This window comes from Calothrix sp. PCC 7507 (assembly GCF_000316575.1).
Taxonomy (GTDB): Bacteria; Cyanobacteriota; Cyanobacteriia; order Cyanobacteriales; family Nostocaceae; genus Fortiea.
The window spans coordinates 3,409,668-3,426,977 of sequence record NC_019682.1; the positions used below are offsets into that span (position 1 = coordinate 3,409,668).

The window sequence follows — 17,310 nt, forward strand, 5'->3', positions numbered from 1 at the left end:
AGGGAATGAAACAGCCCTGCCCTACCCCCTGCCTCTTTTGACAGGAATACTAATTCGTAATTAAAGAGCAGAACCCCTTGCACCGAGCAATGAGCCGATACGTGCAGCGGATGTGCCCAGTCCTGTTGGACCATTGAGCAGCCGCCGCCCGGCTGCGGAATTATTACGCAATTCAAATTCCTTATAGCGGTCTACCGTTATATGCCACCTGAGTACACCGGACATCCACTGTTCTAGTTTCTCAACGTATCCCAGCAATTTTTCGCGGGTACTTTCGTCTAGATCGAAATCGTCGAAAAGGGCAGGCAATTCAGTGGCGACGATATGTTGAAACTGTTGTGCCCTTGCAGTCATCAGGTTGTTAACAATCTCGACAGCCTGGGGTATATTGCAGTTGAGGAAATTCTGCACAACCAGCACGACGTTATGGATTTCGCCCTCAAATTCGATTTCTTTCTGGTAGGAGAAGACATCGTTAGTGAAACAGGCAAAGTCGGCGGCGGAATTCTCCAGCGATCGCATTGGCCTACTGTAGTAGATATCCATCGGAATCTCGCCGCCCTGGGATAGTCGAGATAGGCTCATCGTCAAATCTGAGCCAAAGGTCTGCCGACGCATCTCCACATAATCGATTGGATCAGGAATCCGATTTTGGATCTGGTTGGCGAGTTCCCACACCCAACTGTCAGTCATATCCTGAATCGCACGGCGGAACTCAGTCCGTGCTGTCAGGGACATGGGGCCTGCTGTGCGAGACCAAATATCTGCCAAGCCGCGTTCCACCGGATTGGTTGGTATGGCGGGGGGTGTGGAGTCATCAAGAGGCATGAACGCCGAGAGTCGGGCGTTGAACACTTTCGCCCCAGCCATGTTGCGGCTATTCCCGTAGAGTGCTGGGAAGTAATCGTCAGCATAGGTTCCCCAGACAAGCCAGCAAGCGGTGAGATTTAGCTCATCAGCAGACGCATTCGGATGGATCAACGCACCGCATAGGGCAACATCGGCAACATCAAACTTGTGGTCATTCCAGATGAAGGCATCAGGAATGCCAGGTATTGATTCCAGCATCCCCACCTGACGCGCCCATTCTTTGGAATGCTTCCTTGCAGCATCCAGATGGGGATTCAACGTGGTAGAGAAGGGCATATAAAACTTCGGCAGTTTTACTGGTCCCACAGCCTGATATGGAACGTGAGTAAAGCTCTTGAACCTTCCCAAACCCAAGGCGGCGGATAACGATTCAATCCGCGCCGCCGATGTGCCTAACCCTTTGGGACCGCCCAGAATCGTCGGTGTCGAAGAATTGTCCCCTCCCTTGTTCATGTAGCGGCTCGATCGCATATGCCACTCATGACCGCCCGACTGCCAATCCTGAAGTCCTTTGATGTAAAGGAGAACGTTTACCCGTTCTACTGGATCTAGTCCGTACTCCTCAAACAGGGAGGGCAACTCGGTGACAGCAGTGTTATCAAACTGGTATAAGCGCGAACTCAACAGTTCGTTGGTGAGGTTAGCTGCCTCCTGGGTACTCACATTCAAGAAGCGTTCCAAGACCAACACACAGTTGGCATTTTCGCCTTCATCCTCTACTTCTCTCTGGTAGGAAAACAGGTCGTTACGCAAATGCACCCCATCGGCAAACGTGTCTTTGAGTACACGCATTGGCCGAGTTGCGGCAATTTCCGCCGGCACCTCTACAAACACGGCGTGTTCCACCAGATCCGCCGACCACGGTGCGCCGCCAACCTTGCGCCGCATCTCAATGTATTCGATGGGGTTGGCAATCCGATTCTGGTTGATATTGGCGAGTTCCCACAAAGACTCTTCTAGGAGGTTCTTGGTACTCTCGAAGAACCGACGCCGCCATTCCACAGACTTAGTAAAGGCGGTGCGAGACCACAGGTCGGCCAAGCCACGCTCTACTGGGTTGGTGGGAACGGGAGGGGTTTCGGTGGGGTAAATCGGCATGAAGGCTGGTAGTCTGCCGAGATACTCCTTTGCCCCAGCCATGTCTTGAGTACGTTTATAGATTTCCAGGAAGTGATCGTCAAAGAAGAACACCCAGACATACCAGTCGGTTACTAGGTCAAGCTCCGCTCCCGGCGCATCTGGATGGGTATAGGAGCAAAGCAAGGCGTAGTCGTGGGCATCAAATGTGCGTTCGTCCCAAATAGGCTCGTCTTGCGCTTCCTCTTCTGATCCAAGTATCCCCATCTCGTAAGCCCACGCCTTGGAATGCGATCGCGCTGCTTCCAGATTTGGGTTTAGTCGCGCCGGCCAAGGCGTGTAAAATTCTGGCAGTTCAAAGGGTTGCATGATCTGCGCTAAACCTCCTCTGGAGTCTTCTTGCTGTCTTGATTTCGTGGCTGATCTGAGCAGAGTTGGGGTTCACGAGTATCCGCTCCACCCCGTCCGCGTTTTCAGGGCTTTTTCATTCCAGATGGAAAGAGGTTTTGTCAATATCATGAGTAAAAAATTTACATCGGTTTATACTCAAAAAGTAACTTTTATGACAAAACCGATCAAAGTGCGATCGCATTTGAAATATGCAGTTAAATTTTTGAATAACCTGACTTGTTCTCCTAAACTCTTGCCAATTCAGCACATTTTAGGGAACGAAACAGCGCTGAATTAAGTGTGGATCACGTGAAAAATATTACAGCTTGATCACCATCCAAGTAAAGGATTATACTGTTCAATAATATATTTCTTCACAATTTTTACCTTAAAATAGCAGAGTGTTCACACAAGACCTCTTGCAAAAGTCCTGATTTTCGCGATCTTCTTTGCGTCTTTGCGCCTTTGCGTGAACTTCTTAAATGATTGTCAGCAACACCAAAGTATTTATGCAAGAAGTCTACACTCCACAGCACTCTCTTCAGTGTTGAGATGAATGCTATAGCGTTTTCTAGTCTGGTAAGGTACAAATTTATCTGCGTTTATCCGCGTCCATCCTCTTCTATCAGCGGTTAATTCTTTTTGTCTGTACCTCACCAATGTGGGAATCGCTATATTAAGGTGAGGAATAATGTCTAAATTAAAGAAGAGTAGACTTTAGCACAAAATGCGGGAAAAATCAAGGAAACCCCCATGATGACTGACAATATTGGCAACCTGTGAGTACATATTGCCGACTTTACCCGGTTGATGGGTAAATAAATCGTGACTACCGACAATTATTAGGAGTTCTTGAGCGCGAGAAAAAGCAACGTTAACCCGTTCCGGTTTTTTAGCAAATCCTACATCTCCCCGATTGTTATTGCGAACCATACTCACAATTACCACAGGTCTTTCCATACCTTGAAATCTATCTACAGTACCAGTACGAATTTGTAATGAAGGGAAAAGTTCAGATTGCAAGCGCTCATCAATTTTTCTCAGTTGCGCGCCATAAAATGTAATCACAGCAATTTCTTTTTTAGGCTCACCATTAGCAACTCTATCAATCCAAGAATTTTCAATTTGGTGACACAAACTTTCAATGACATCAATTTCTTGAATATTCGAGAATGAAGTCCCTTCACGTTGTTCTTGAAATTCATTATTTGTGGGCATTTTTACCCAAACAAGATGGTGATTTGGTTGAATTATATTACCTGATAGATTGTGAGCGCGTTTAACATCAGGCTGCAAAATTCCACATTCTAATTTACCGTCATAAAACTGATTAATTGCTCCCATGATAAATGGATGCATTCTATATTGAGTAGTTAGCATTTGTTTGATGCTATCATCAGCAGCTTCAAACTGATTTTTGAATAATGATTCTTCCAAAAATTGCAGATTATCTCGTGTACTGCCAATTGATTGAGCAACTTCTTCGATAGTGCTAGTATCGAGCATTGGTGGTAGTTGTCGATGATCACCTACCATAACTAACTTTTTGCCTTTCAAAGCTGGGATTAACAACTCTGGCGGTGTACACTTACTAACTTCATCGATGATGACAACATCAAATGATTGAAATTCTTCGGAAAATTCTCGATTTGCTGCTTGCACACAGGTGATACCAATGACGTTGGCATTATCTAAATAAACACGCCTTAAATCATTGCGATCGCTTTCTGTGGGGTTACGTACTTTTGCAATCCAATCTTGCACAAAATTCTGATATTTATGAATATAGCTTTCTTCTTTTTGCAGTTCATGTTGCCAATCATCAAACTTAGTTTTAATATTACGTAATAGGTCTAAGTTAAATAAGTCTAAACCAGAAATATCGTACTTGAATTTATCAGGTATTATTTGCCAGAATATCTCCCACCAATTCCTTTCTATCAGCAAAGTTTCTGATGGTTTTGGTTGTGCTTGTTGCTCTAATTCATATATTTGTTTTTGTAATTTATTGAGTTGCTTTTTAGAAATTTTAGTTTCTAATTTTAGCAATTCTAAATGCTGAACTAGAGAATTTTTAGTTATCTCCAACATAGCTAAATAATCTAAGGAGGGAATTAAGATTTCTAGCTGAGTTAAGTAACTTTGCCAAGACTCTACCTGCTTGGAGAATTCTTGAGGCTGTTCCCATATATTTGATTGCTTACTCAGATATTTTTCAGCTAGGATGCGTAATTTATCAGGTATATTTTGCTGTTGATGAATTTTTTGTAAAATCTCAATGACTCGTCCCAGCTTCAAATTAGCATCTTGGCTTTCTTTTTCTACTTGATGCTGTACTGTATATATTTGCTGTTGGATAGCAACACTTTTCTCTAGTTCAGTTAATTGTTTTTGCAGATGTTGTAGATTTTGTTCAGTTTCGGCTTTGACTAGTGCAACACATTTACGCGCATTTACAAGGATACTATCCAGTAACTCTTGTGTGATCCGGGTGAGAGTAGCGTTGATGTTCTTGATTTCCCAAGATTTAGCATAAGTCTGCTGCATTCTCATCAAGAAAATCTGGGTGTTTTCAACTAGCAACTTACGCTGGTTTTGAGTGAGTAATTGATAGTTATTAAACTCTTGAAAAATTTGTTGCCATTGTGTGCCATCGCTTGTTGACAATACTATAGGAATCTGGCTAAAACTCTGCTCTAAAAAGTGACTAAAATTATACTGTTTACCTTTTCTGTCAATAAAACCTCCCTCTACTTCATAAGACAAAGCTTTCGCTAAAACTTCCCAATCTGGTAGAGTCATTTTATAGTTTTTGGGGACAATTGATAATTTCAATTTATTGGCAAACATCAACAAACCTAATGGTAATTGCACCATGTTTTCTGTTAATGGTTGACTAGATTTATAACAATCATTCAATACTTGATACAATTCAGCATAAGCTGTAGCTTTCCATTCTGTCACCGCTTCAATAATATAGTTAATTTCTCGTTTGCGGTTTTCCCAAGCTTGCATTGTCTGCTGTAAGCTTTGCTGCTTAGTTACTAATTGTTGATAATCTATTTGTAATTGATTTAAATTAGTAGCATTTTGTTTAAAAATCTGTGCTGAAGCCGCAACTTCTGACATGGCTAAAGCCGCAGTTTGAGCATCACCCAATGCTATTTTTAATTCAGATATTGCAATCGCTACTGTCTCACCTAACCAAGCTGCTAATCCAAAAGCACCATATTCAGGACGAATCAAGCCAAGTTCATCAGTATATTTAATCGCTTGACGAACATTGATTAAAAAATTCTCTATTAAACTATTACCTTCGGTATATGGCTTCAAACGTGGTAAAAAGTTTTTAATTTCTGATGATTCCCAATTAATACTCGTTACAGGAGTTAGCAGATGATCAAACTCTGTAGTTAAAGATTCAACATTATTTTTATTAGCTAGGTTCTCACTATAGGCTGTTTCTTGAATTTGACAGTTTGTTTCTAAGTTTGCTTTAGTCTGGTTAAATTCATGTTGTTGCTGATTAAATTCTTCTTCTATTTTTAGATAATCTGTGAACCGTTGTGATGATGTCAGTAACTCATGTAAAACTTGTATATTATCAAGACGTTGAGCAAGATTATTTTGGCAGTCATTGGCGGTATTTTCTAACCATGTGCCAATAACTCTATCTTCTAAAAATGGCTGTCCTTCCTCTCCCACTCGTTCGGCGCGTCCCTTTCGCACAGCACGAATCACAGGGTTATGGACTAATCGACTCAGAGCGTTATCTACTGCTAAATTGGCTTGAGAAGCGATTAATGTACGTCCACCCCGCAAAGCAACTTGATAACAAATCTCGGCGATTACGGTTGTTTTACCTGTCCCTGGTGGCCCTTGAATAAGAACCAGATCATCGGCTGCAAGTACGGTTTCTACTGCAGCTTTCTGTCCAGGATTTGCAGAAGATAATAATAAATCTTGTGGTTGCAGTTGGATAGTTTTTTTAATCGGTCTTGCTTGAGCAGCATCAAATAAGAAGTTACCTAAATAAGGATTTTGAGTACGACCATTATTTAAGTCATCTAAAGCTTTTTTCTTCCGCTGAATTTGTTGGATATCACCAACAGCTTCAAAACATAAAAATCCGTTATCTGGTAGTTGATAACGTTCCGTTGCTATGTAGTCAGCTAATTCCCGTTCTAGCCGCACACTAATAATGCAACGTTTAGAGTCAAATTCTGTAATCGAACCTAGTAACCGACCATTATACCAGTTTTTTCCGACGGGAGAAGTCTCGAAAAGTTTGATTTCTTCATTTCTGGCTCGTTGTACCCGTTCCCAAAAATTCTTCACCTCCAAGGCATTTTCGCGAGAGCCATCAAGGGTGGCTGAGGTGACATTAATCTCAAAAATAATTTGTCTTTTAGAAGGATATTTATGAGCAACATAAGATACACAAAACTGACGCGCTTTAGCAATATTTTCCTCGACTTGTAAAAATGCTTTCCACGCTTTCAGTTGTTCTTCTGTCGGGACATTATCACCACAAACGGGCATAGCTGCTATGCGTGATAATCCCTTTGGCGGAATGCCAATACGATGTTGATGATTAGGCCATAAGCGTAAGCAACAGGCTACGGCATAAGCATCAGCATGTCCCCGTGAGGGTGGTAGTAATTGAATAGATAATATCTTTAAACCACCAGTACCATTTTTTTGGACTGCGGCTCTAAATCCTAGAGTTTTTCCTAGCTTTCTCAGTCTTATAGGTAACTGAAAATCATCTCTATCTGTGGCTATTGTCAAATCCCAAATTTCTTCTCCTGACTCTTTACCTTTACCCTGACGACGGACATAAAATAGACAAGCATGTTTACCAATAGACTCAAACATTAACTCGTTTGCATGTTCTCGCCGTTCCCTAAAATCGGGATATGATTCTAGTGCAGATTGTCCTTCCAGATGGCGAATAAAACTATCAACTGATGAATTTATGAATGCATAGCCCCAATCTTCCACATCTGCTTTTTTCTTTGAGAAATTTTTGGGCGAAGTCGATGCTTTTGTGGCTAATGTGCGAATATGTTCTGCTTCAGATTGGGAAATTGTGCTGCTTGGGCTTTTGGCTACAATGTTATGTTGACCGCAAATTGCTAAAAGCTTTTTGCTATCTATATTTAATTCTTTTGATAGTTCGTAGATTCTGACTTTGGCGTTGTTCATCTAAATAAGAGCGATGAGAAAACCCTAATTTTTGACTGTACTTTATTGATGTTTTTTAAGCTTATTTATTGTTTGACTATCTTCTCAATTTTATCACATAAAGATAATTTTTTACTTCTTTAGTGAGTGCTTTTGGTAAAACTAAATGGCTTCCTAAATCAATTAATACGCACTACAGCCGTACATTAAAGATACTGCCGATAAACTTGACTTGCAGCCCGATGTAGTAGAGAATGCCGCCAAACAAGAGATTTTAGATCATCAGCGTAGCCACCTCCAATCACGCAAGCAACTGGATAACCTGCGCTAACACAGGTACTTAAAACCTGCATTTCTCGGCGATAAATGCCAGTATCAGTTAAAGCTAATTTTCCCAGGCGATCGCCTATATGTGGATCTACGCCAGCATCATAAAATATTAAATCTGGCTTGATTTCTGACAATAAATCTGGTAAGTAATTTGCCAATGTTTGTAAATAAGTGTCATCTTCCATTCCCACAGTCAGGGGAACATCAAGATCGCTTTTTTGCTTAGTACCAGGAAAATTGACTTCACAGTGCATCGAAAAAGTGAAAACACTCTCATCGTCTTGGAAGATAAAAGCTGTACCGTCCCCTTGATGGACATCCAAGTCTACAATCAAAATTTTGTGGACAAGTCCGATTTTTTGTAAAACGCGACAAGCAATCGCTAAATCATTGAAAATACAAAAACCAGATCCGTAACTGGGAAAGGCATGATGAGTTCCACCAGCAGTATTGCAAGCTAAACCTTGACTTAGTGCTAGCTTCGCAGTCAATATCGTACCACCAACCGCTACACAGGTACGATTCGCCAGGGCTGGACTCCACGGTAAGCCAATGCGGCGCTGTGCTTTAGCATCTAGAGTCCCCTCACAGTAAGCTTGTACATAGTCTGGCGTGTGAACCAACTCGATCAAATCCGTTGGCGGACGTTCTGGGGTGTGAAATTGTGCGATTTGCGCCACACCATCACCCAACAACAATTCATAGAGTTGCCGAAATTTGGACATCGGGAAGCGATGCCCAGGTGGCAGTGGCGCAATATAATCTGGGTGGTAAACGATTGGCAAGTCCATATATTTATTTTGAACCATAGGTGATGCCAAGTACGCCCAGCAATTGTGCAACGCCTTTATTTACGATTGATGTCAAGTGTTAAATTTAGGTTATTACTGTTAAGTCTTGCAGGGAATATAGATGACACAAGAATTAATCGACCTCAGAACTAGTATCCTGGAAGGAAGATACGCAGATGCTTTGGCGATCGTGGATGAACTAGAAGGTATGAGTAAACTAGCTATTCTGCGTAATATTCAGTCTTATTTAAACATTTTTTTGATTCATTTGATTAAAAACCAGATAGAACAGCGATTAACTGGTTCTTGGGTCTATTCTATTCGCAACTCTATCAAGGAAATTAAAAAGCTGAATCTCAAAGAAAATAAAAAATCTTACTATATCAATCAAGATGAGTGGGAAACTTTCATAGAAGAGGAAGTTATGGAAGATGCTATAGCTGATGCAAGCGAGGAAGTTTTGAATGGAAAATATAGCCGCTCTCAATTATCAGCAATGCTAGATAGAAACCAGATTTTAACTACAGCAACTAAGTTTTTAGCTTTAACATATACTTATTCTGCGAAAGAATTACCAGCGATTATGGATGATCATTTAGCTCAATTAGCTGGTGGGGAAGACTGGATAAATAGAAAAAATTAAAATAACCACTCTATATTAAACTAAATCAAGGTAAAATTTTTAAGGTTATCTATTAAAATTTACATACCCAATTGACTATGATGCAATGGATTCTGCCAATTGCGTTTATTTTTGCTGGCTTACTAGCAGGAATAATTGGTGAAAAATTTATCTTCCAAAGACTAAAAATATTTGTTGCCAAAAAGCAAATTCCTGGGAGTGAAGTTATATTTCAATCCTTGCATCGCATGACTTTTATTTGGTTTGCGATCACTGGTTTTTTTTGGGCAATTCTGACTTCTCCTCTCAAGTCAGATGTTACTGGTATATTGCAGAAAATTCTGACTATTATTTTTCTCTATTCAGTCACTTTAGTACTATCAAGACTATCTGCTGGTTTTGTCAGTTTGTTTCTGCGTAGAACTTCAGGTGTTTCCGCATCTTTACTTTCTAACCTGGCTAAATCTGCTGTGTTAGTTTTAGGGACACTAATCCTGCTCCAAACCGTCGGTGTACAAATCACACCATTAATTACGACTTTAGGTATTAGTGGTTTAGCAGTTGGTTTAGCACTTAAAGATACTCTAGAAAATTTATTCTCTGGGTTCTACTTGATTATTTCTAAGCAGGTTAGAACAGGAGACTACGTAAAATTAGAAGCTAATCATGAGGGATACGTCACAGATATTTCCTGGCGACATACGACCATCAAAGAGCTTTCAAATAATGTGATAATTGTCCCTAACTCGAAGCTAGCTTCGGCAATTTTTACTAACTATCATCTACCAGTCAAAGAAATCACTTTAACAATTAACGTTGGTGTAGATTATGAAAGTGACCTCGAACAAGTTGAAAGAGTAACCGTTCAGGTAGCAAAAGAAGTTATGCAAGAAATAGCGCCTGAATTAATGGAAAATGAGCCATATATAAGATTTAATAAATTTGGTGATTTTAGTATAGATTTCACACTTTATATGCGTGTTAATGAGTTCTTCGACCAGCGGATTGGAAAACATTTATTTATTAAAAAATTGCACAAATGCTATCAAAAAGAAGGAATTAAAATTCCCTTCCCATCGAGAGAATTGTATATGCAAGAAAATCAAGCAAAAATATAGCAGTTTGAAGTCGCAAAGCCCGTATGGGCGGGGTTTCCCCGCCCTGTGAATTTTGGATGCTGTGCCTTACGGTGCATCTAAATTGCAAAAAACAGTATTACTTTTTACCAGGAGTCCGCCCCCCTTCATCGTTACTACCACCGTGGGGACGGGAATTACCAGGGTCACAACCTTCAGAACCATTACCAATTCCTTGGTTACAATGACGACGAGGTTTTATAGATTCTGTCCGGGTAGAATTGCGTTCCTCGGCTACAGCCTGCTGTGGTGTTTGTTCCACTGCATATTGAGAGGATATATCCGCAACTTCACCAATACTGACTAATGATTTATAGATCAAAGCACTAACTTCGGCTCTGGTTGCCACTTTGTCAGGATTAAGGGATTGGACATTGGGATAATTGACTACAATACCCCGTTCTGTGAGTGCAGCGATCGCATTGCGGACATCACTACGAATGCTAGTAGCATCACTGTAAGCTGCCAGAATTGACTCTGTGGAACCGCTGAAAGTGTAATTTAATCCTCGCGCTAATGCTACCAAAGTTTCTAGGCGAGAAAGGCTAGCGGTGGGGTTGAATTCACTACCCGAATACCCTAAAAATCCTGTTGTGGATGCTTCGCGGATGGCATTATAAGCCCAATATTTGGTTGAGACATCTCTAAAGCTGATGGCGTTGCGGACTTGCACCTTTTCAAAAGCTTGACTAATCATCGCCGCAAATTGAGCGCGAGTCACCTGTTCATCGGGACGGAAAGAACCATCGGGAAAGCCTTGGAGAACTTGTAGCGCCGCTAACTCAGCAATAAAATCTTTAGCCCAGTAGTTTGTCGAGACATCGCTAAACTTAACTTGGATACCATTAGCTACGCCCACCTCTCGATAAGTCATCATCATCTGGCTGACATCGTAGATAGAACTATTGTCATTACTGACTTCTATCAGTTGCACCAACTGGCCAGGTGCAGCTTGCAAAGCAGGTGCTAAGTCAGAACTAAAAGTGCTGATAGACTGGCGTACTAGAGAAAACGCTCCTTTGGTGAAAGAAACCGGATAAACACTTGTAGCCGCAGTTGTAGACAAGCCTGCAACTTGGAACTGACTGACGTTGATGTTTTGGGAATTGCTGAGGAAAGTAACACGTTGGTTACTAACTTGGCTGAAGTAATCGTAAGTGGTTGTACCCGCGTCAATTGCGCCGTCGGAGTTAGCATCAACGCCATAAACGGTGCGAATCACTCGATATTCTGTGGGGTTGGCGGACAGAATTAGGTTAACCGCTGTGTTGGTTGACAAACATTCAAATTCGCTGTAGCCAATAAAGCGGTTTTGGGTATCATACAACCGCACGATCACGCGATCGCCTGCTTTTAACCCCTTCACAAATTTAGACTTTTGCTTAATCTTATATTTGTAATCACCCAAAAACCGCTCTTTTAAAAAGTTCTTACCACGTTTACCTTTCACAGAAACACGGGCAATTACATCCGAAAAGTCGCCAGATGGTTGCAAGATAGCCAGGCTAAAACCTGTTGTTTTACCCTTGGTGGTAGTATTACTACTTACTTGAGTGCGACTTTCTGTAGTCACAGTTTGTCGCTGAATAGTAGTTCTGCTGCTAGATTCTACTTCGTTGCGAATAGACTCATCAGCTAAAAGTTGTTGACTGGTAGCATTTCCCAGTGTTTGTCCGATGGTGGTAGAAGACCCTGAAGCTGTCTGTGCAGAAGCTATTGGCGAAAACATTGCTACAAATGCCGTAGCGCAAACAACTTTGCTCAGATGAGCTAAGTAACTTTGATTTTTGTATTTCATTTCACTCCGTGCCATTTGGCTATAAGGTCAAACAGGTGTTAATTTCCCTTCAACTATTAATCCCGTTGTGTGAGTGGAACTAACACCCGTAATTTCCACAGTTTGACCAAAACCAATCTCTTCCAATTGAGCAAAGTGATCAGATACACTTTTCTCCCAACCTAATTCCTTGACTCAGACCGGATAAAGAAGTATAGTATGCACCATAAGAAGGGGAGTAGCTACTGGCAAAAAAGCCAGTGCATCTAAATCAACATACTGGCGATGAGCCTGGTTTAGGTGGCAAGTAATTAATATTTGAAAGCGAGACCTTCACTAAGTTCACACAAAAAAAGTGTGGAGCTTGGTGAAGTCTCATGACTCTCATTCAAGCTCCATACAGGTAAAAAATCCTTCAGGAGCTTGAGAGAGTGCTAACAGCTTTTACCGCAGGTTTATTATTCATAACATTTTCAGAGTTAGGGGATAAAACCTTCTTTATTGCCGTGATTTTAGCGATGCGTCATTCGCGGCGGTTGGTATTCGTCGGTGTGACGGCCGCTTTAGCTGCAATGACAATTCTTTCAGTGATATTTGGACAATTGGTTTCTTTGTTGCCAAAAGTCTATATTCATTACGCTGAAATAGTTTTATTTATTGCCTTCGGGATTAAGCTGTTGTACGACGCGAGTAAAATGTCCTCTGCTGCTTGTGATACAGAGGTTGTAGAAGAGGCAAAAGCAGCGGTGGAACAGGCAGAATTGCAGCTACCAAAGAAAAAAGGCTCCTGGGCGATTTTATTAGAAGCCTTTGTCTTGACATTTATGGCAGAGTGGGGCGATCGCACACAAATTGCCACCATTGCCCTAGCAGCCGGAAACAACCCCATTGGGGTGACAGTGGGTGCGATTTTAGGACATGCCATTTGTGCAGCGATCGCAGTTATTGGCGGAAAAATGATTGCAGGTCGTATCTCTGAGCGTCAACTCACCTTAATTGGTGGCTGCTTATTTCTGATCTTTGGTATTTTCGCCGCCGTTGAAGGAGCATGAGAGGACTGGGGACTGGGTAATAGTAATTTTACCTCCCCTGCTCCCTGCCCCCTGCTCCCTGCCCCTACTCCCTCATGGTTTGGGTTTCTCCGGTGCGGGTGTAGGCGCAGCAGGAGCAGGTGCAGCAGTAGGAACAGCAGTAGCCGCCTTGTTAATTTCGTCTTTGTATTGAGCAGGTGCTAAAGCTGAGGCGCTATCAAACAAAGGCTTGGCTTCTGCAGCTTTACCCTGTCGCTTGAGGAGCATGGCCTTAGCTAAAACGGGGCGAAAATCCTTGGCATCTTTCTTGATGGCCTGATCGTAAGCAGCGATGGCTTGAGGATAGCGTTTTTGAGAAGCATGAACACTCCCCAACAAAACTTGTACAGCGATCGTATCTACACTTCCGGGTTGAATTGTATTTGTCTGGTTGGAAGCAGACAGCGTATCTTGCAATAAACCAATAGCTGCTTCGGGACGTTGCTGATCTAAGAGAAGCGCCACCATCCCTTGCAAAGCCTTGAGATCCCCTGGCTTCGTTGCCAAAACAGTGCGATAAGCTTGAGCAGCGCCTTCCTTATCACCAATTTGCTGCTTCGCTTGTGCCAACAGTACCGCATATTCTGTCTGTTCTGGATTCAGCTTGGCTAACTTTTCTAGAGGCGCAATTACGCCTTGAATGTCACCTTGTTTTTGACTCAGCAATTGTAGCCGCGCTTGTAGCAGTCCCTTGAGAGCAGTTTGATTTTCTGGTTCCCTTTGCAAAACCAGTTCATAACCCCGAACTTCGTCTTGCAACTTTGATTTTTGGTCAGAAGAAGGCGAATTACCTGGGTTGCTGCTGGTATTCTGGGTTTGGGGTTCCGTATTATTAAATGCTGCAATTATGGGAACCACCGAAACTCCCACAAAAGCGAGAACTGCCAGTACCAACACGACCTGAACTATCCAGCGATTGCGTGGTTGAGACACAAAACCTTCCTTGTCCTGAACTCTAATGAGATTATCATTTACACAAATTGGAAAGTTAAAAATTTCCAAAACTTTGCGGAATACCGTCAATTGCCTGTGAATTTTATAACAAATAACTATCCACGCTGCTAAAGTAAGTGATGACTTTAGGAGGAGCCGTCAGAATTGTAGCTATGATATGCTTCCGAAAACTAGTGTCAAAACGCTAGATTACATATTTAGTGTCCAAATGCAAATTTTTGCCTCTTGAGGATCTTACCGATCGCTCTAGAGTTGCTTTGTTGAAAGCAAATATACTTTCATCAGCCGCAAAAACGCTCTTTCCATCTGCCTTCGTAAAATCCCACAATGGGATGTGTCTCCGCCGCAAGGAGTTTTTATGAATTCCGACCTGATGCCGTCACCTGAATCTTCCAATTCTTCTACCTCTAACCAGGGCCCAACTGAAAACAGAGAGGTAGCCGCTAATGTTAATACAGTAGCAGCCCAAACCTCAAAACTTGATAATTCGCCTGTCGTTGACCCTAGCGACACTGCATCAAATGGGAACTTCGCTAATCGGCAACAACCGATTCCGCCTCCCAGTGAGCCGATGCAGTACCGAGCAATCGGGTTAGTTCGGGGTCGCTACCATGCCAGCGATGAACAGTTTACTCAAGGTATTCTACTCACCACCGATGGTGTAGAACTCAATGCCGTCCTCCTAGGGCGGATTATGAGTTTAGTCAAAAATCACTTGGATTTAGAACAAGAACATCTGTGGGTAGTTTATCCACGGACAAGGCAAGAAAATGACACCTTGCACATCCAAATTGTCGGAGTTTGGGAGCCGGAAAATCTGGCTAAACATCTCCCAGACGAGGAAGACCAAGATTCTGATGACTCAGAATTGGAGTTACTCGATGAGAGTGTATCCGAGAGTGCTGACGGAACCGCCAGCGCCCCCAAACCCTCATCAGAAATTCCCGATGGTGGTTTTTCTGTTCGTGGCGAAGTCGTGTATCAATCTTTTGATGCTAAAAGCTTGGTAGTAAAAATCAAGCAGGCTCCACGCAAACCAATTGATAAACCTAAATATTTTAAATTGAAGCTGAGGGGTGTGCTGACCACCAAAGCAGTAGGGAAGTTCTGGGACTTTAAAGTTAAGCGAGAAGCCGACGTATTAGTAGTAGAAAATGCTGAGGCGATCGCTGACTTACCCAAAAAACGCAGACCACCCTTCAAAGGTGGTCCCCGTGGTGCTGGTGGTGGTGGTGCTGGTAGAAAACCATTCCCACCCAGACGGAGTGGGGAAACCCCGCTTCCCATCAAGAGAACAAGCGGCGAATCGTCTGTGGTGTCAAAACCAATACCGAAAACGCCTGCTCCTAAGCCCATCAAGCGACCGAAACCAACTCAAGAGTAGGGAGGGGGCAGGGAGCAGGGAGCAGAGAGCAGGGGGCAGGGAGATGAGGGAGATGAGGGAGATGAGGAAGTAAAATCCCCAATCCCCATTACCCCTTATCCCCAGAGGGGGCACCGAGTTCCCCAATCCCCAATCCCTGGTCACTGAGCGCAGTCGAAGTGCAGTCCCCAATCCCTGGTCACTGAGCGCAGTCGAAGTGCAATCCCCAATCCCTGGTCACTGAGCGCAGTCGAAGTGCAATCCCCAATCCCTGGTCACTGAGCGCAGTCGAAGTGCAGTCCCCAATCCCTGGTCACTGAGCGCAGTCGAAGTGCAGTCCCCAAGATCAAAGATTTGTCCAGCGGTCTTGGGGCAAAAAAGAACGCTCCATTGGAATTGGAGAAACTGGTTCGGTGAGAGTAAATTCACCTGCTTCTATCCACTTTTTCAACTCTAGGGCGACTTGTTTAGAGAGAAACAAACTCGCAAGGGGAGCGGCGCGTACTGGTTTGCCTTCAATCGTGATCCGTCCAGATTTGAGTTGGGCGTAACTCACTAAACCAAAAGTGGGACGAACCCGGCGAGGAATAGAAAAGTCCACTATTGGTGCTACTAAGTCTTTATCTTGCACCGCAGCTCGTTCAACTACTTCTTCGTTTAGCACTGGGAGTGGTACACCAACGCCCAACATCAATGAAGGGCCATAACTTTTGAAGTAACAACCCCGTACCCAGCGAGCATCCATTTGCTTGGCATCACCGATTAAGGCTAAAGTTGCCGCCGGCCCAATGGGTGTATGGTTGGCTAAACGCTTTTGTAAGGGGAAGTGTTGAGTACCTTCCCAAGCGACATAGCCAATACCACCGCCTAAGAAAATCTTTGTACCAATACCAATAAGTTGTAAATCAGGGTCATTGAGTAGGGGAGATAATGCACCGGGGTTAGAGTAAACTGCATTCCCCAAACGGGGTTGCAAAGGGCCAAGATAAGTAAAAAGTGGGCGATCGCCTCCATTCACCCCCACGATAAAATTTTGATAAAGATTACGCGGATTGAATAAATAAAACTGATTTATTGTTTCACGGGTAACTGTAGTTTCAAACACAGCCCGTGGATAACAATCTGTTACTTGTCCTTGCGCTCGGACGTGTACAGCTTTACCAGCTATCAAATCTTCTATTACATGACCACCACCCCGTTCCCGGACTTCTTCCCCATCCATTACTTCCACGGCACAACTAGCACCAAGGTATAAATCTACAGCACCAAAACCAGAATATGCTGGTACGCCATCTAACCAACAGCGGCGAATTTTAATTGGGGGGTCGGTGTGTCCAAGATTAATAATTGCCCCGCTGGATTCCATCGGCTCAAAAGTCCCCGTGGTAATCACATCAACTTCTTTAGCCGTTTTGGTAACACCAACCTCTGCAACTCGTGCTTTTAATTCTTCAACTGTTAACACTACCGCGCGCTGGCGGCTAATTTTCTCATTAATTTCTGCAATTGTTCGCATTTTAAATGTAGCGAATTAACACATTAATTATGGATTAAAAGGCATAGAGTCAACAGCTTAGTACCGCCGTGAAGCCAAAAGTCAAAAGGCTCATATATCAAGGCTTGTGCCTGTTTAAAATGGTAGCTTTATTTCCGCCGTGCTGTACTAATAGTCTGTCCCAAAAGTTTTGAGAGGTTATACCAATTCACGAAAACACTGATACAGAAAGATTTCTCGTAGGGGCA

The 17,310-nt window shown here is 42.9% G+C and carries 11 protein-coding genes; 5 read left to right on the forward strand and 6 right to left on the reverse strand.

All coding sequences use genetic code 11. The features are described from left to right. Window positions 1-60: 60 nt before the first annotated feature. Complete coding sequence (locus CAL7507_RS14470) at window positions 61-2,316, reverse strand: family 2 encapsulin nanocompartment cargo protein terpene cyclase (protein ID WP_015129218.1); 2,256 nt, start codon at window positions 2,314-2,316, stop codon at window positions 61-63. A 193-nt stretch (window positions 2,317-2,509) separates the two neighbouring features. Here CAL7507_RS14470 and CAL7507_RS33420 point away from each other — a divergent pair, with 193 nt between their 5' ends. Further along, complete coding sequence (locus CAL7507_RS33420; RefSeq protein WP_255348340.1) at window positions 2,510-2,635, forward strand: hypothetical protein; 126 nt, start codon at window positions 2,510-2,512, stop codon at window positions 2,633-2,635. 419 nt (window positions 2,636-3,054) lie between these two features. On the opposite strand, the gene CAL7507_RS14480 is transcribed toward CAL7507_RS33420, so the two are convergent. Together CAL7507_RS14480 and CAL7507_RS14485 are read right to left on the reverse strand one after the other, a co-directional pair. Then, window positions 3,055-7,545, reverse strand: a complete 4,491-nt coding sequence (locus CAL7507_RS14480) for a translation initiation factor IF-2 N-terminal domain-containing protein (RefSeq protein ID WP_015129219.1) — start codon at window positions 7,543-7,545, stop codon at window positions 3,055-3,057. 185 nt (window positions 7,546-7,730) lie between these two features. Beyond that, a complete protein-coding gene (locus CAL7507_RS14485; RefSeq protein WP_042342172.1) occupies window positions 7,731-8,645 on the reverse strand; it encodes a histone deacetylase in 915 nt (304 codons plus the stop codon). Between the two features lie 121 nt (window positions 8,646-8,766). On the opposite strand from CAL7507_RS14485, the gene CAL7507_RS14490 reads away from it, so the two are divergent. Next, on the forward strand, window positions 8,767-9,288 hold the full coding sequence (locus tag CAL7507_RS14490) for a DUF29 family protein (RefSeq protein WP_015129221.1): 522 nt from the start codon (window positions 8,767-8,769) through the stop codon (window positions 9,286-9,288). A 77-nt stretch (window positions 9,289-9,365) separates the two neighbouring features. Continuing rightward, window positions 9,366-10,385 (forward strand): mechanosensitive ion channel family protein, encoded by a 1,020-nt coding sequence (locus CAL7507_RS14495; RefSeq protein WP_015129222.1) that lies wholly within the window; start codon window positions 9,366-9,368, stop codon window positions 10,383-10,385. A 97-nt stretch (window positions 10,386-10,482) separates the two neighbouring features. On the opposite strand, the gene CAL7507_RS14500 is transcribed toward CAL7507_RS14495, so the two are convergent. Further along, window positions 10,483-12,201, reverse strand: coding sequence for an S-layer homology domain-containing protein (locus tag CAL7507_RS14500; RefSeq protein ID WP_015129223.1), 1,719 nt, complete (start codon window positions 12,199-12,201; stop codon window positions 10,483-10,485). Window positions 12,202-12,611: 410 nt separating this feature from the next. Between CAL7507_RS14500 and CAL7507_RS14505 the strand changes: the two genes are divergently transcribed. Beyond that, complete coding sequence (locus CAL7507_RS14505) at window positions 12,612-13,232, forward strand: TMEM165/GDT1 family protein (RefSeq protein ID WP_015129224.1); 621 nt, start codon at window positions 12,612-12,614, stop codon at window positions 13,230-13,232. 72 nt (window positions 13,233-13,304) lie between these two features. Here the strand turns inward: CAL7507_RS14505 and CAL7507_RS14510 are convergent, their stop codons facing one another. Continuing rightward, window positions 13,305-14,183 carry a tetratricopeptide repeat protein gene (locus tag CAL7507_RS14510; protein WP_015129225.1) on the reverse strand — a complete coding sequence of 293 codons (879 nt, stop codon included), beginning with the start codon at window positions 14,181-14,183 and terminating at the stop codon, window positions 13,305-13,307. A 379-nt stretch (window positions 14,184-14,562) separates the two neighbouring features. Here CAL7507_RS14510 and CAL7507_RS14515 point away from each other — a divergent pair, with 379 nt between their 5' ends. Then, window positions 14,563-15,588, forward strand: coding sequence for a hypothetical protein (locus tag CAL7507_RS14515; RefSeq protein ID WP_015129226.1), 1,026 nt, complete (start codon window positions 14,563-14,565; stop codon window positions 15,586-15,588). Between the two features lie 325 nt (window positions 15,589-15,913). Here CAL7507_RS14515 and CAL7507_RS14520 read toward each other — a convergent pair whose 3' ends face one another. Further along, window positions 15,914-17,083 carry a homocysteine biosynthesis protein gene (locus CAL7507_RS14520; protein WP_015129227.1) on the reverse strand — a complete coding sequence of 390 codons (1,170 nt, stop codon included), beginning with the start codon at window positions 17,081-17,083 and terminating at the stop codon, window positions 15,914-15,916. Between the last annotated feature and the right edge of the window lie 227 nt (window positions 17,084-17,310).

What these genes read in the sequence shown, in the direction of transcription:
- CAL7507_RS14500 (WP_015129223.1), bottom strand. Translation starts at nt 12,201, where the DNA reads ATGAAATACAAAAATCAAAGTTACTTAGCTCATCTGAGCAAAGTTGTT.
- CAL7507_RS14470 (WP_015129218.1), bottom strand. Translation starts at nt 2,316, where the DNA reads ATGCAACCCTTTGAACTGCCAGAATTTTACACGCCTTGGCCGGCGCGA.
- CAL7507_RS14485 (WP_042342172.1), bottom strand. Translation starts at nt 8,645, where the DNA reads ATGGACTTGCCAATCGTTTACCACCCAGATTATATTGCGCCACTGCCA.
- CAL7507_RS14480 (WP_015129219.1), bottom strand. Translation starts at nt 7,545, where the DNA reads ATGAACAACGCCAAAGTCAGAATCTACGAACTATCAAAAGAATTAAAT.
- CAL7507_RS14515 (WP_015129226.1), top strand. Translation starts at nt 14,563, where the DNA reads ATGAATTCCGACCTGATGCCGTCACCTGAATCTTCCAATTCTTCTACC.
- CAL7507_RS14495 (WP_015129222.1), top strand. Translation starts at nt 9,366, where the DNA reads ATGATGCAATGGATTCTGCCAATTGCGTTTATTTTTGCTGGCTTACTA.
- CAL7507_RS14490 (WP_015129221.1), top strand. Translation starts at nt 8,767, where the DNA reads ATGACACAAGAATTAATCGACCTCAGAACTAGTATCCTGGAAGGAAGA.
- CAL7507_RS14520 (WP_015129227.1), bottom strand. Translation starts at nt 17,083, where the DNA reads ATGCGAACAATTGCAGAAATTAATGAGAAAATTAGCCGCCAGCGCGCG.
- CAL7507_RS33420 (WP_255348340.1), top strand. Translation starts at nt 2,510, where the DNA reads ATGACAAAACCGATCAAAGTGCGATCGCATTTGAAATATGCAGTTAAA.